The organism is Pseudomonas sp. 13B_2.1_Bac1 (genome assembly GCF_025466155.1).
Classification (GTDB): Bacteria; Pseudomonadota; Gammaproteobacteria; order Pseudomonadales; family Pseudomonadaceae; genus Aquipseudomonas; species Aquipseudomonas aylmerensis.
The window spans coordinates 123,652-137,565 of the sequence record NZ_JANLOH010000006.1; the positions used below are offsets into that span (position 1 = coordinate 123,652).

General features: G+C 59.4%; 9 protein-coding genes. 8 read left to right on the forward strand and 1 reads right to left on the reverse strand.

Annotated elements, in window-relative coordinates; translation table 11 throughout:
- Positions 1–52 precede the first annotated feature (52 nt).
- The 8 genes from NTD80_RS01725 to NTD80_RS01760 all read left to right on the forward strand — a co-directional run bounded on the left by NTD80_RS01725 (position 53) and on the right by NTD80_RS01760 (position 12,912).
- Positions 53–940 carry a DMT family transporter gene (locus tag NTD80_RS01725; RefSeq protein ID WP_065909626.1) on the forward strand — a complete coding sequence of 296 codons (888 nt, stop codon included), beginning with the start codon at positions 53–55 and terminating at the stop codon, positions 938–940.
- A 350-nt stretch (positions 941–1,290) separates the two neighbouring features.
- Positions 1,291–2,442, forward strand: coding sequence for a non-hydrolyzing UDP-N-acetylglucosamine 2-epimerase (gene wecB / locus NTD80_RS01730; protein ID WP_262131878.1), 1,152 nt, complete (start codon positions 1,291–1,293; stop codon positions 2,440–2,442).
- Entirely contained in the window at positions 2,439–3,701 is a 1,263-nt protein-coding gene (gene wecC / locus NTD80_RS01735) for a UDP-N-acetyl-D-mannosamine dehydrogenase (RefSeq protein ID WP_262131879.1), read from the forward strand. Before wecB ends, wecC begins: the two co-directional genes overlap by 4 nt.
- Before the next feature lie 13 nt (positions 3,702–3,714).
- Positions 3,715–8,079, forward strand: a complete 4,365-nt coding sequence (locus NTD80_RS01740) for a glycosyltransferase (protein WP_262131880.1) — start codon at positions 3,715–3,717, stop codon at positions 8,077–8,079.
- Entirely contained in the window at positions 8,006–8,827 is an 822-nt protein-coding gene (locus tag NTD80_RS01745; protein WP_262131881.1) for a hypothetical protein, read from the forward strand. Before NTD80_RS01740 ends, NTD80_RS01745 begins: the two co-directional genes overlap by 74 nt.
- Before the next feature lie 30 nt (positions 8,828–8,857).
- The gene (locus tag NTD80_RS01750; protein WP_262131882.1) at positions 8,858–10,069 is read left to right on the forward strand and encodes a glycosyltransferase family 4 protein; all 1,212 of its coding nucleotides are present in this window, start codon (positions 8,858–8,860) and stop codon (positions 10,067–10,069) included.
- The gene (locus NTD80_RS01755; RefSeq protein ID WP_262131883.1) at positions 10,066–11,247 is read left to right on the forward strand and encodes a glycosyltransferase family 4 protein; all 1,182 of its coding nucleotides are present in this window, start codon (positions 10,066–10,068) and stop codon (positions 11,245–11,247) included. Before NTD80_RS01750 ends, NTD80_RS01755 begins: the two co-directional genes overlap by 4 nt.
- Before the next feature lie 99 nt (positions 11,248–11,346).
- Positions 11,347–12,912, forward strand: a complete 1,566-nt coding sequence (locus NTD80_RS01760) for a methyl-accepting chemotaxis protein (RefSeq protein ID WP_065909619.1) — start codon at positions 11,347–11,349, stop codon at positions 12,910–12,912.
- 41 nt (positions 12,913–12,953) lie between these two features.
- Here the strand turns inward: NTD80_RS01760 and NTD80_RS01765 are convergent.
- Positions 12,954–13,914, reverse strand: a 961-nt coding sequence (locus NTD80_RS01765; RefSeq protein ID WP_262131884.1) for an RHS domain-containing protein, incomplete at its 5' end; no start/stop codon positions are given.

A 13,914-nucleotide genomic window follows, 5' to 3' on the forward strand; every position in this document is an offset into this window, starting at 1 on the left:
CAGGGCCAAGTCACTGGGCACACTCGCGGCCTTGTTCGCGTAGGAGTTTTCCGTGAGACCTGTCGACACCCTGTATTTGCTCGGGCTCGCTGCCATCTGGGGCGCGAGCTTTCTGTTCATGCGCATCATCGCGCCGGAGATCGGCAGCGTGCCGACCGCGTTTTTTCGCGTGTCGATTGCCGCCGCCGGGTTGCTGGTCATCCTGGCGCTGATGCGGGTGAGCTGGGATTTCCAGGGCAAGTTCAAGACGGTCCTGCTGCTGGGGGTGATCAACTCCGGGATCCCGGCGACCATGTATTCGGTGGCGGCCCAGGTGCTGCCGGCGGGTTACTCGGCGATCTTCAATGCCACCACGCCGCTGATGGGCGTGCTGATTGGCGGGCTGTTCTTCAGCGAGCGCCTCACGCCTTCGAAAGTCGCCGGGGTGTGCCTGGGCCTGCTGGGCGTGGGCGTGCTGACCCGCGCGGGGCCGGTGGCGTTCGACCTGGAGTTGTTGATGGGCGCGCTGGCCTGCCTGCTGGCGACGACTTGTTATGGGTTTGCCGGGTTCCTGGCACGACGCTGGCTGGACCAGCGCGGTGGCCTGGACAGTCGCCTGTCCGCCCTGGGCAGCATGCTCGGCGCCACCCTGTTCCTATTGCCGTTCTTTGCCTACAGCGCGATCAGCCAGCCGCCCGCCAGTTGGGGTGGGTGGCAGGTGTGGTTGTCGCTGCTGGGGTTGGGACTGGTGTGCACGGCACTTGCCTACATCCTCTATTTCCGGCTGCTGTCATCCATCGGGCCGGTCAAGTCGATGACCGTGACCTTCATGATTCCGCCATTCGGCGTGTTGTGGGGCGCGTTGCTGCTGGATGAGCCGCTGTCGATGGCGCACGTGTATGGCGGGGTGTTGATCGCGGGGGCACTGTGGCTGGTCTTGCGGCCGAAAAAAATCCTGTAGGAGCCCGGCTTGCCGACGATGGCGCAGCGGTTGCTACGCACGTTGGCTGGAACCCGCTGCACTTGGGGTTGTTTACCTACTCCATGCTGGCGGGCTGACTCAACTCTTTTCCTTCCATACCAGAGCCGCCTTCAGGCGCCTTTGGTGTTTCAACCGTGCAGTAATCCAAACTACCTAGCCGAACGGTCAGTAGTCGACCGGGGCCTCTTTGGGCAGAATTGCCCCTTCACCAACAACCCACCACACAACCCGGTTTCCAGTCGCTAAAGGCCTGGCGCTGCGTTGAAGGCAGCTGTGCACCCGCATTTCAGGCTCAGCGTTTATTCACCCGCTCTACAAGAAGCCATGCCATGCCTCTCAAAACACTGTCCATTTTCGGCACTCGCCCGGAAGCCATCAAAATGGCCCCGATGATTATCGCCCTCGCGGAAGATGATCGGTTCCACTCGAAAGTCTGTGTTACGGCGCAACATCGGGAGATGTTGGATCAAGTGCTTGAGCTGTTCGGATTGGTGCCTGACTACGATCTGAACATCATGAAGGCGGGCCAGAACCTGACCGATGTGACGACGGCGATCATTCAAGGCCTGCAAGCCATACTGGAAGACTTCAAACCGGATGTGATCCTGGTGCACGGCGATACGGCAACCACGTTCGCCGCAAGCCTGGCCGCTTATTACCAGCAGATACCCGTGGCGCATATCGAAGCCGGGCTGCGCACCAACGACCTCTACTCGCCCTGGCCCGAGGAAGGCAACCGACGCCTGACCGGCAGCCTGGCGTCAATGCATTTTGCGCCCACGCAAACCTCGCGACAGAACCTGCTGAACGAGGGCGTCGCTGCCGAATGTATTCATGTCACTGGCAACACGGTGATCGATGCACTGCTCGGCGTTGTAGAGAAGCTGCGCGCCCCCAGATCGCCCTTGCGCAACCGCCTGGACCAGCAATTTTCCTTTCTGCCCACAGGCCAGCGGATGGTGTTGGTGACTGGGCATCGCCGCGAAAACTTCGGCGACGGCCTCGAGCGAATCTGCCAGGCCCTGACTGAAACCGCCGCGCGCTTTCCAACGGTCACTTTCGTGTATCCGGTGCACCTGAACCCCAACGTGCAAGAACCCGTTCGGCGGCTGCTGGCAGGCATCAACAATGTGCATCTGATCGAGCCTCAGGACTACCTGCCATTTGTTTACTTGATGACCCGCGCTTACCTGGTTCTGACTGACTCGGGCGGCATTCAGGAGGAAGCACCTGCGCTGGGCAAACCGGTGCTGGTGATGCGCGACACGACCGAACGCCCCGAGGCAGTTGATGCGGGAACGGTCAGGTTGGTGGGCACCGAGGTTGTAACCATCGCTCATCACCTCAAAGAGTTGCTCAGCAACGAAACCCTCTATCGAAAAATGAGCAATGCACACAACCCCTACGGCGACGGCAACGCCTGTAAACGCATCCGCGAAATACTCATAGCCACCTGGCGCAAGAACGAGGCGGCGGCATGAGTGTTGCGAAAATATGTGTGATCGGCCTGGGTTATATAGGCCTGCCCACCGCGGCTCTGTTTGCATCGCGTCAAAGCCAGGTCGTTGGCGTCGATATCAACCCGCGCACTGTAGACACCATCAACCGTGGCCTGGTGCATATCGTCGAGCCGGAGCTGGACCAACTGGTGCACGCAGTGGTCAGCCAAGGATTCCTGCGGGCGACCACCCGGCCGGAGCCGGCAGACGCCTTTCTGATTGCCGTGCCCACCCCGTTCCTGGAAAACCGCGAGCCGGACCTGAGCTACATCGAGGCCGCGAGCCGCGCCATTGCCCCCGTATTGAAAAAGCATGACGTCGTGGTGCTGGAGTCGACCTCGCCAGTCGGCACCACCGAACTGATGGCGCAATGGCTGGCCAGTGCCCGGCCGGACCTGACGTTCCCTGCAACCCATGGGCAAGCCAGCGATATCCGCGTTGCCCACTGCCCAGAACGTGTGCTGCCGGGCCAGGTGTTACGTGAGCTGGTCAGCAATGACCGGATCATCGGTGGCCTGACCGCTGCCTGCTCAGCTGCCGCCGTGCGGCTGTACCAACAATTTGTGAGGGGCGAGTGCATAGTGACTGACGCACGCACCGCAGAGATGTGCAAGCTGACCGAGAACAGTTTCCGCGACGTCAACATCGCTTTCGCGAATGAGCTCTCAATGATCTGCGCACAATTGAAGATCGACGCCTGGGAGCTGATCCGCCTGGCCAACCATCATCCACGCGTGAATATCCTGCAGCCGGGGCCTGGCGTCGGTGGGCACTGTATTGCGGTGGACCCTTGGTTCATCGTCAGTAAAACGCCCGACCTGGCGCAGTTGATCCGTACTGCGCGCGAGGTCAACGACAGCAAACCGCAGTGGGTCATCCAACAGGTCAAGTTGGCGCTGGCCACCCTTCTGTTCAAGCAACCGGCGCTTTGCACGCGTGATGTGCAAATTGCCTGTTATGGCTTGGCGTTCAAGGCCGATATCGATGACCTGCGCGAAAGTCCGGCGCTCGGCATCGCCCGACAGTTGGGCCGGGAGCTCGGGGTAACGCTGCTGCTGGTTGAACCGAACATCGATGTGCTGCCCGATGACCTTCTCGCGCATTCACTCACCGATACCGCGCGCGCCCGAGATAGTGCGCACATCCATGTACTGCTGGTAGGGCACCGCGAATTCAGGGACATGCCTGCATTGCCGGACCACAGCATGGTGGTTGACGCCGCCGGCGTGCTGGCGAACTGAGTGAGTAGCGACGATGAGTGACCCAAGGCCACTGGCCGAAATTCACGACCGCGTGATGGAAGCCTACTACGGCAAGCTCGGTGAAGACTTCATGCAGGAAACGCGTGCGCGAGTCCATTGGATCTGCACCCAGGTCGCCGGCAAAAGCGTTATCGACGTAGGCTGCTCGCAAGGCATCATCCCTGTGCTGCTGGCCCGTGAAGGGCACATAGTCACCGGCGTGGATAACCGTGCCAAGGCGATCGAGGAAGCCAGTCAATACCTGCGCACAGAGCCCGACCACGTGCAGAAGAACGTAACCTATGTGATCGCAGACTTTCTGTCGCTGAACGCCCAAGGCACCCCACCTGACAGCATCGTGATCAGCGAGGTGCTTGAACACCTCATCCACCCGCATGCCTTCGTCGAAAAGGCCGCTTCGATGCTCGAGCCAGGTGGTCGATTGATCATTACCGTGCCATTCGGGGTGAATGAATTCATCGACCACAAGCACACGTTCTATCTGCTGGAGCCGTTTCGGTTGCTAAATACCTACTTGCGGGTGGTGCAGATCGAAATGCTGGGCAAGTGGATCGGAATGGTCGCGATCAAAGCCGAACCTGGCGCTGACACGCTGGGTGCCGAGCATATTCGCGCGCTGGAAAGTGCATTTGAGTCAGTCGAACGCAGCGTGCGCAACAGCCTGTTCAACGCCCGCAGGCAACTGGGCCAGGCCAATCAGAAATACCGTGCGACCACCGAACAACTGCACGCGCTTAAACACGACCTTGCGCATTCCACCCAGCAAATAGACGCCCTTGCCGCCAGGCTGCAGCGTGCCGATGCAAAGTGCCACTTACTCGAAAGTCGCCTGATCAAGACACGGGCGAGCACCACCTATCAGTTGGGCTATCAACTGCGATTGGGCGCAGGCTCAATCCGCGCGCTCCTGCATTTGCCTGTGACCTTGTTCAGCCTTTACCTGCAGGCCCGCGCGCGTCGACAAGGCCGCGCGCCCACTGTATCGGCAAGTGTCCAGGCCGCCTCGCGACCGCTAGCTGAAAGCATCCCATTTCTCGTAACACCGCCCCCCACGCCCCTGGCAGACACCAATCAGGTATGCAACCAGCTGTTGCTCACCCCTCAGGACACGGCCACGCCTTTCAGGATTGCGTGCGTGCTGGACGCCTTTACCCACGAGGCGTACCGCTATGAAAGCCAGCTGATGCAACTGACCCCGGACCAGGGCTTGGCCGAGATGCAATCGTTCCAGCCCGAGTTGTTGTTTGTCGAATCCGCATGGCGCGGCAAGGACGACCGCTGGAACCACAAGGTCGCCCAGAACAGCACAGAACTGCGCGGCATCGTGCAGTGGTGCCGAGACCACAAAGTGCCAACGGTATTCTGGAACAAGGAAGACCCGGTGCACTTCGAGACATTCCTGGGCACCGCGAAACAGTTTGACCTGGTGTTCACCACGGACATCGACTGCATTCACCGGTATAAAAGCGCACTGGGGCACGAGCGTGTCTACCTGCTGCCTTTCGCATGCCAGCCGGCCATGCACAACCCGATTGAACTGTATGAGCGCAAGGATGCGTTCTGTTTCGCTGGCGCCTATTACACCCGGTACAACGAGCGAGCGCGCGACCTGGAACAGTTCACTCAGGGCCTGTCCAGCGTGCGACCGTTGGAAATTTATGATCGCAACTTCGGCAAAAAAGACGCGAATTATCAGTTCCCGTCCGAGTACCGGCGCTACATCGCCGGTACGTTGAGTGCGACGCAAATGAATCAGGCCTACAAAGGCTACCGGTACGCGATCAACCTGAATTCGATCAAGCAATCGCAGTCCATGTTTGCCCGCCGTGCGTTTGAATTACTGGCGTCCAATACACTGACCGTGAGCAACTTTTCTCGCGGCCTGCGTCTGCTGCTGGGCAACCTGGTGGTCTGCACCGACAGCAGTCAGGAGGCGCTGCGCCGCCTCGATATCCCCAATGAGCACGCCAAGCTGCGGCTGGCTGGCCTGCGTAAAGTAATGCTCGAACACACCTACGCCCACCGTTTGAGCTATGTACTGAGCAAGGTGACAGGTCGCGTGCAGCAGGTGCCTCTGCCGACGATTTGCCTCGTCGCTCATGCAGCCAACGAGGCCCAGCTCCAAGCGTTGAGCGAGCATCTGCAACGCCAGCACTACACCAACGTCGCGCTGTATATCGTGGTAAATGACTCGACCACAAGACAGCCCGCTCCCGCGGGCTCCCGCTTGCACCTGATCGACCGCAAAAACCTGGGTACACAGACGCTCGGTGAACTGGCGAATGGCGCAGAGTGGCTTGGCGCATTGGTGGCCGAGGATTACTACGGTCCCAACTACCTGCTCGACCTGGTCTTGGCGACGCGATACAGCAAGGCTCACGTCATCGGCAAGATGGCCTACCATGCCGCCGATGAGCGGGGCATACACCTGAAAAATCCGCGCCTGGCCTACCGCAGCGCCAGCGGGATGGCGGTACGTCGCGCGTTGATCAGAACCTCGACAGTGGCGCAAGAGCCCGCGCGTGACTGGCTCAAAGGGCTGTCGAGCCGTGTCTGCGAACACCCGCAATCCCTGGCGATTGACGCCTTCAACTACTGTGAAAACGCCGCAGCCAGTCATCAACGGCACGTTATCGATGCAGTGGACGACCTTGAGTTGAACACCGGTATCAGCCTCCATCAGCTTCAATGCAGCAGCGAGGCTATCCCGGCATTGAACGCGACGATTAACGCCCCACAGACCAGCGGCCGTATCCTGGCAACGCTTTTTGGCACACTGCGCAGCAAGCATCTACACGCGCAGATCGAAGGCGATACCTGGCAGCTCGGCTCTTCCCTCGCAGACGGAAAACACGAGTACCACTACGCCAGGCAGGACATGAGCGTTGCGCAACTGAAGGACGATGGTTCGCCATTGAGGCTGCTGCTCGATGCCACCCCAGGCCTGAACCTGCAATTGGTAGTGCTGTTTCTGGACGCGCAGAAGCAACGCATCAGCCATGTAATGCAACTGGCCAACCGCAATCAAACCTGGGATGTGCCGCCAGAAGCGGCTTACCTGCGCCTCGGCTTGCGTGTTTACGGCAGTGGCAATACGACGATCAAGGCCTTGATCCAGGGCCACCGCGACAGCCAGCCATCCACTTTGCTTGCCACGGCAAAGCATTTGCTGCTGACCAACCACTACCCATCCTACGACGATCTGTACCGCAACGGATTTATTCACACGCGTGTCGCCAGTTACCAGGAACAGGGTCTGGCGGTGGACGTCTTTCGCCTGCGCCCGAACGGGCCCGTGAGCTTTCACGAGTTTGAAAATATCGATGTCATCACCGGCCCCGGCGCTGCCCTGGCAAACATGCTCGCCGCCGGTAACTACACATCGGTACTGGTGCATTTCCTCGACCCGCAGATGTGGGAAACAATCCGCCCGTTTCTGCATGGGATTAACATCATTATTTGGCTGCATGGCGCGGAGATCCAGCCCTGGTGGCGCCGGGCTTACAACTACGGCGATGACGCACAGTTGCAACTGGCAAAGGTCGACAGTGATCGACGCATGAGCTTCTGGCGCAACCTCCTGCAACCCGTTTCACCCAACCTGCGACTGGTATTCGTGTCTCGCCGGTTTGCCGATGACGTCATGGAGGACTTGGGGTTCAGCTTGCCGCAGAGCCACTATCGAATCATCCACAACCCCATCAATACGCGAATGTTTTCCTACCGGGAAAAACCACAGGAACAGCGCAGGAAAATCCTCTCGATCCGGCCCTACGTGTCACGCACCTACGCCAACGACCTGAGCGTCAAGGCCATTCAACAACTGGCGACCAAGCCATGGTTCCACGAACTCGAGTTCCTGATGGTCGGCGACGGGCCTTTGTTCGACGAGACACTGGCGCCGCTGCGTCAATACCCGAACGTCAAGATCGAGAAGCGTTACTTGAAACAATCCGACATCGCCGAGCTGCACAAACACTATGGGGTGTTTCTGTGCCCCAGCCGAATGGACACGCAAGGCGTATCGCGCGACGAAGCGATGGCATCGGGGCTGGTGCCGATCACTAATCAGGTGGGAGCGATCCCTGAGTTTGTCGACGACACCTGCGGTTTTTTGTGTGCCGCAGAGGACTACATCGGGCTTAGCAAAGCAATCGAGACACTGTTCTTCAACCCGAAAGTTTTCAGCGAAAAGTCGTTGAATGCCAAGCAACGAGTGATCGCGCAAAGCGATATGCAATTGATCACAGCGTCCGAACTAAGCCTTATACGAGAAACCCACGGTGAGCGAAGAAGCAAAGACATTGCAGCGCAGCATTCTGTCGACACTCACCTGGTGCGCACAGTTGGGCCATAAATTCCTGCGCATCACCCCGCGCGCCACGTTGATGGCACAGGCAGCACACTTTTGTGCACAGGGATTGCTCATAACCACCTATTTCCTGCCGATCAAAATTGTCATCTTGTTAGGCTCAGAAACGCTCCCTGTCTATTTGCCGCCCGTTGTGAAAAGTGTCGAAAAAACCAGCTTGATCATCGGGCTAGGCGTGTTGACGGTTATTTTCTACGCGCTTTACCTAGGCGCCGGTTTGGTTGCCTCCCGTTACTCTAGGGCTGGCGCACGCGCCATGATCACCCGCGGCTCAAACCCTTCGCAGCTCAAAAGCCAACTGCCCTTGGCGACCAGAGTGTTCTCCAGGTTTACGCGTAGCCTGTCGGACGCCCTGTTCGCCCTGATCGTTTGCGCTGTATTGCTCTACGTCTACCCATCCCTGTTGGCCATCAGCCTGATGTATTGCGTACTCACCGCGACTGGCCTGATTGCTTTGACCAACCGCAACCGACGCGTGCATTCAGTGCTGTCGCGTTACCCGCTCACGGTGGCCGAGACCCTGTACTCAGTGGGTTTCCTGGCGACCTTCGCCTTCATCATCGTGGATTTTCTCTGCCTGACACCGCCGCACCTGTATGTCGCGCTTATAGCCTTGATTCTGATCCGTCAGGGTTTCAGCAGGTTGAAGGTCATGACCCAGGACATTCTTTACCTGAACCTCCACGCACCGAAAATCAACGGTCTGTTTCTGGCCGCCAATCCGCTTCGCTGAATGTTTCCCTATCATCAGGAACCGCCTCCCGTGCTCCGTATTGCCATGATTGTCTGGAATGAATTTCGCAATGATGCCCGTGTTTTGAAACAGGCCCGGACGCTCCAGGCGGCGGGTTATCAGGTCACGGTTTTCGCACTGCATACGCCAGGGGTTACGTGTCGCGAGGAAGTCCTGGACGACGGCGTCCACGTCATAAGGGTCGCGCGTAGCCTGCGCTGGCGAACGCGGACCGCTGAGCGCAGCCCATCGCACGGCACAGGGGCTGGCGAACAGGCGATGCCGCTGCGCCGCCTGCTCTCGCGACTGTGGGTGCACGCCGGACTGTTGGTACGGATCGCCCTGCATCGCGCCGCGGTGGTACATGCCCATGACGTCAACACCCTGCCTACCGCTTGGCTGGCAGCCAGGCTCAGCGGTGCCAGGCTGGTGTATGACGCCCACGAAATCAGCACCAGCCGCGAGGGTTATGCGCACTTTCGCAAAGGGGTGGCGTGTGTCGAGTCAACGCTGATGCCAAGGGCCGAGGGCACGATAACTACCACCGACCTCCGTGCCCGGTTTTTCGCCAGGGCCTATGGCATCGTGCGCCCGCTTGTGCTGCAAAATCGCCCTTGCTTGAGTATCAGCCCTCCCACCCAGCGAATTCGCGAAGAGCTGGGCTTGCAACAGCCCTGGCCCATCGTCGTCTATCAGGGCGGCCTGCAACAGGGGCGTGGCCTGGAACGTTTATTACGCGTCGCAGCCAACTTGCCGGGTGCTTACTTTGTATTGATTGGGGGTGGCAGGTTGACCCAGGCCTTGGTGACGTTGCGTGAAGCACTGGGCCTGGCAGAGCGAGTGCACTTTATACCCACCGTTTCACTGGCGAATCTGCCCAGCTATACCGCGTCAGCCGATATCGGTGTGCAGCCTATAGAAAATACCTGCCTGAACCACTTCACCACCGACTCGAACAAACTGTTCGAGTACATCAGCGCCGGACTACCCGTCGTTGCAACAGACTTCCCGGAGATTCGCAAGGTGGTCAGTCACTACTCGGTCGGGGAGTTGGTGGCGGCAGGCTCGGATCAAGCACTGCACAGAGCGCTGGCGCGCTTGATCGATAACCCCTCGTTACGTCAACAACTTGCCTGCAGCGCCAAACAGGCGGCCCGGCATCTGAATTGGGAACAACAGGAGAACAGGTTAGTGGCGCTGTACCAACGCGTACTGGCAGTCAAAACCGAGATCAGTGCATGACCATGCGTATTCTCGTGCTGAGCTATTACTTTCCGCCCGACCTGGCGTCATTTCGCATCGAGGCGCTGGTCAATGCCCTGCTCATTCAAGGTAAAGGCGAGGTCGATATCGATTTGGTAACCACCCAACCTAATCGATATCCGTCCTACAAGGTTGCTGGAGTTATCCCTGCGCCCCAGCCGGGCCTGTCCGTCACGCGTGTCGCTCTGCCTTCTCACACATGCGGTGTATTAGGCCAGGCCTGGGGGTTTGCCCACTACGCGTACGGCGTGCGCAAAGCGATAAAAGGCAAACAGTATGACTTGATCGTTGCGACCTCTTCTCGCCTCATGACCGCTGCGCTGGGCGCCTTGATCGCACGAAACACCCACACGCCCCTGTATCTGGATATCCGCGATATCTTCGTTGACGTGCTGCCCGAACTGTTCCCCGGTATGTTCGGCACAGGCCTGACGCGCGTGTTTTCATGGGTGGAAAAAAACACTCTCAAGCACGCTGCCCAGGTCAACCTGGTGTCACCGGCTTTTCTCAGTTACTTCATGGCCCGTTATCCCCAGCGTAACTTCTCGACGCATACCAACGGTGTGGACGATTTATTCCTGCACACAACCTTTTATCCGGACACGCCCACTCGACCTAAAGGCCCCTTGAACATTGTCTACGCAGGCAATATCGGCGCAGGCCAGGGCTTGGAGAAAATCCTCCCGCCACTGGCGGAGCGCCTGGCAAACGCGGCATGTTTTTATGTGATTGGCGACGGCAGCACCCTGAAGCAATTGAGTGATGCGTTGATCAAGCGACAAGTCAAAAACGTCGTGCTTATTCCGCCCATACCGCGTGACAGGCTGATTCATTACTATCAGCAGGCGGATGTGCTGTTTCTACACCTCAATAGTTTCAAGGCGTTCCACAAAGTCATCCCTTCGAAACTGTTTGAATATGCAGCCACCGGCAAACCCATCCTGGCGGGCCTACCGGGTTACTCGAAAGAATTCACGCTGGGCAACATCGCCAACGCCTGTGTGTTTGCCCCCGGCAACCCCGATGCCGCCGTTGCCGAATTGGCCCGACTGAAACTAAGCGGCACTGACCGATGTGCTTTTATACAGGCGTACTCGCGAGACTCCATCCAGCAACGCATGGCACTTGAGATTCTCAACACCGGAAAAGTTGAATAACTGTCAGCCAGGCACCGGACCGTCGATTGTTGCAAAAATAAGTTAAATAAATGCCCGCCATGGCCGATACCCCCTGAAAGCCTTGCGGATTGAACAATCATGCGTAATAACCAACCCGTTACCCAGCGCGAACGTACCTTCCCCGCTCAGCAACGGTTGATCTCCACCACGGATGCCAAGGGTGTGATCACCTACTGTAACGACGCGTTTGTCGAGATCAGTGGGTTCACCCGCGAAGAGCTGCTTCGCGCGCCGCACAACCTGGTGCGTCACCCGGATGTACCGGCAGCGGTGTTCGCGCACATGTGGTCCACGCTCAAACAAGGCTTGCCATGGATGGGCATCGTCAAGAACCGCTGCAAGAGCGGCGATCACTACTGGGTCAACGCCTATGTGACGCCGGTCTTCGAAGGCAACCAGGTGGTCGGCTACGAATCGGTGCGCATCAAGCCCACCTCCGAGCAGATCCGCCGTGCCGAAGCGCTCTATCAACGCATCAACCAGGGCAAGTCGGCCATTCCCCAGCGCGACAAGTGGCTGCCGGTGCTGCAGGACTGGCTGCCGTTTATCCTGGTGAGCCAGTTGAGCTTCATGATCGGCGCCTCGCTCAACTCCCACTGGGGCTTCGCCTTGGCGGCCGGGCTGTCGGTGCCATTGGGCCTGCTGGGCCTGAGCTGGCAACAACGCGGCCTCAAGCGCCTGCTGCGCCTGGCCGAGCAGACCACGTCCGACCCACTGATCGCGCAGATGTACACCGACAGCCGGGGTGCCCAGGCGCGCCTGGAGATGTCGATCCTCAGCCAGGAGGCGCGCTTGAAGACGTGTCTTACGCGCTTGCAGGACACGGCCGAGCACCTCAACGACCAGGCTGCACAGTCCAACACCCTGGCGCATAACAGCTCTTCCGGCCTGGAGCGCCAGCGCGTGGAAACCGAGCAGGTGGCCACGGCAGTCAACCAGATGGCCGCGACCACCCAGGAAGTCGCCAGCCACGTGCAGCGCACCGCCGATGCCACCCAGGAAGCCAATCGCCTGACCGGCCGCGGCCGCGATATCGCCGGGGAAACCCGCGAGGCGATCCAGCGCCTGTCGGTGGCCGTGGGCGAGACCGGCGTGACCGTCACCCAACTGGCCAAGGACAGCGATGAAATCGGCGGCGTGGTCGACGTGATCAAAGGCATCGCCGACCAGACCAACCTGCTGGCGCTGAACGCCGCCATCGAAGCGGCCCGCGCCGGTGAGATGGGCCGTGGTTTTGCGGTCGTGGCGGATGAAGTTCGTCAGTTGGCGCAACGCACCGCCGAGTCCACCGGGCAGATCCATGCCCTGATCGCCAAGCTGCAGCAAACCGCCGCGGCCGCCGTGCAAACCATGGACGCCGGGCATCGCCAGGCCGAAGAAGGTGTGGCACGGGTGATGGAAGCGGACCAGGCGCTGGTCGGCATCAGCGAAGCCGTGGCGCACATCACCGACATGACCACCCAGATCGCCGCCGCGACCGAAGAGCAAAGCTCGGTGGCCGAAGAGATCAGCCGCAATATCAGCACCATTGCGCTGCTGGCGGACCAGACCTCGGAGCAGGCGTTGAACTCGGCGCAGTTGAGTGAAGAGCTGACGCATACGGCGAATACCCAGTACTCGCTGGTAGAGCGGTTTAACCGATAGATCGCTATTGAAGATCGTTCCCACGCTCTGCGTGGGGACCATCAATTGATAACTGCTGCTGGTGGATACAGCTCAGCCCATATTCCGCGTCGTATACGAAGTACTGGATGCGGCTGCCGGCTATGCGTTTTCGCTCCCCAGCCCTCATGCTCGCTGTGCCACACGCTAAGCCCGGCTTCGTCGGTAAGCTGCTCCGGCAAACCGGCAAGGTTAGTGAGAAAGTAAAAAATCTCTTCGCTGCCCGGTTTGCCATCGATCCGCGCCAGCGGTTCATAGCTGTCGGAATCGGCATACACGTACACACTCCCGAACCCATGTTCCACCTCCTGCAACAACCACAGTCCCTGCCACACAAACTGCACATCGCTCTGCGCCCGTTCGCTCTCGTTGCGGTACACCCGTTTGCCGATGCGTCTTCCGAGCGGGTTATAGCGATACTCACTGCGCAGTCGCTGCCAACCTTGATCCTGCTCCACACAGATCAGTCGCTGTTCGGCGTCGTAGCGAAAGCGTTGCACGGTATGGCTGCCGATGCGTTTTTCGCTCAGGCGGCCGAAGCGGTCATAGCGATAGCGTTTGTCTTCGAAGACATGCACTCGGTTGTGCTTGACGATGCCGCCCATGCGGCCAGTGGGCAGCAGGTTGGCATCGTAGTTGTAGGTCTCGCGGTGTAACTCCGGGTTGTTCGGATTACTTTGACGATGGTCACGCAGGCGTTCGGTGGCGTCGTAGGTGTAGTGCTCGTTGCCCTCAACGCTTTTGCCGTGGCTATGGCCGAGGAAGCGTCCGAACAGGCCGTCATCCGGCAGCGGTTGGCGTGGATCGCTGCCGCCTCGGCGTTGGGTCTGGGTCAGGCGCTCGATGATCAGGTTGTCGCTGGCGTCGTACTGGTAACGCTTGCTTAGCAGCGGCAGTTCTTCGCGGGCAGCGTTGCGGTAGTGCAGGGCTTTCTGGCTGAGGCGACCGCTGCGGTCGTAGCGGGTGCGGGTCAGTAGACTGCCC

Coding starts and splice junctions, on each gene's coding strand:
- wecB (WP_262131878.1), top strand. CDS start 1,291: ATGCCTCTCAAAACACTGTCCATTTTCGGCACTCGCCCGGAAGCCATC.
- wecC (WP_262131879.1), top strand. CDS start 2,439: ATGAGTGTTGCGAAAATATGTGTGATCGGCCTGGGTTATATAGGCCTG.
- NTD80_RS01740 (WP_262131880.1), top strand. CDS start 3,715: ATGAGTGACCCAAGGCCACTGGCCGAAATTCACGACCGCGTGATGGAA.
- NTD80_RS01755 (WP_262131883.1), top strand. CDS start 10,066: ATGACCATGCGTATTCTCGTGCTGAGCTATTACTTTCCGCCCGACCTG.
- NTD80_RS01760 (WP_065909619.1), top strand. CDS start 11,347: ATGCGTAATAACCAACCCGTTACCCAGCGCGAACGTACCTTCCCCGCT.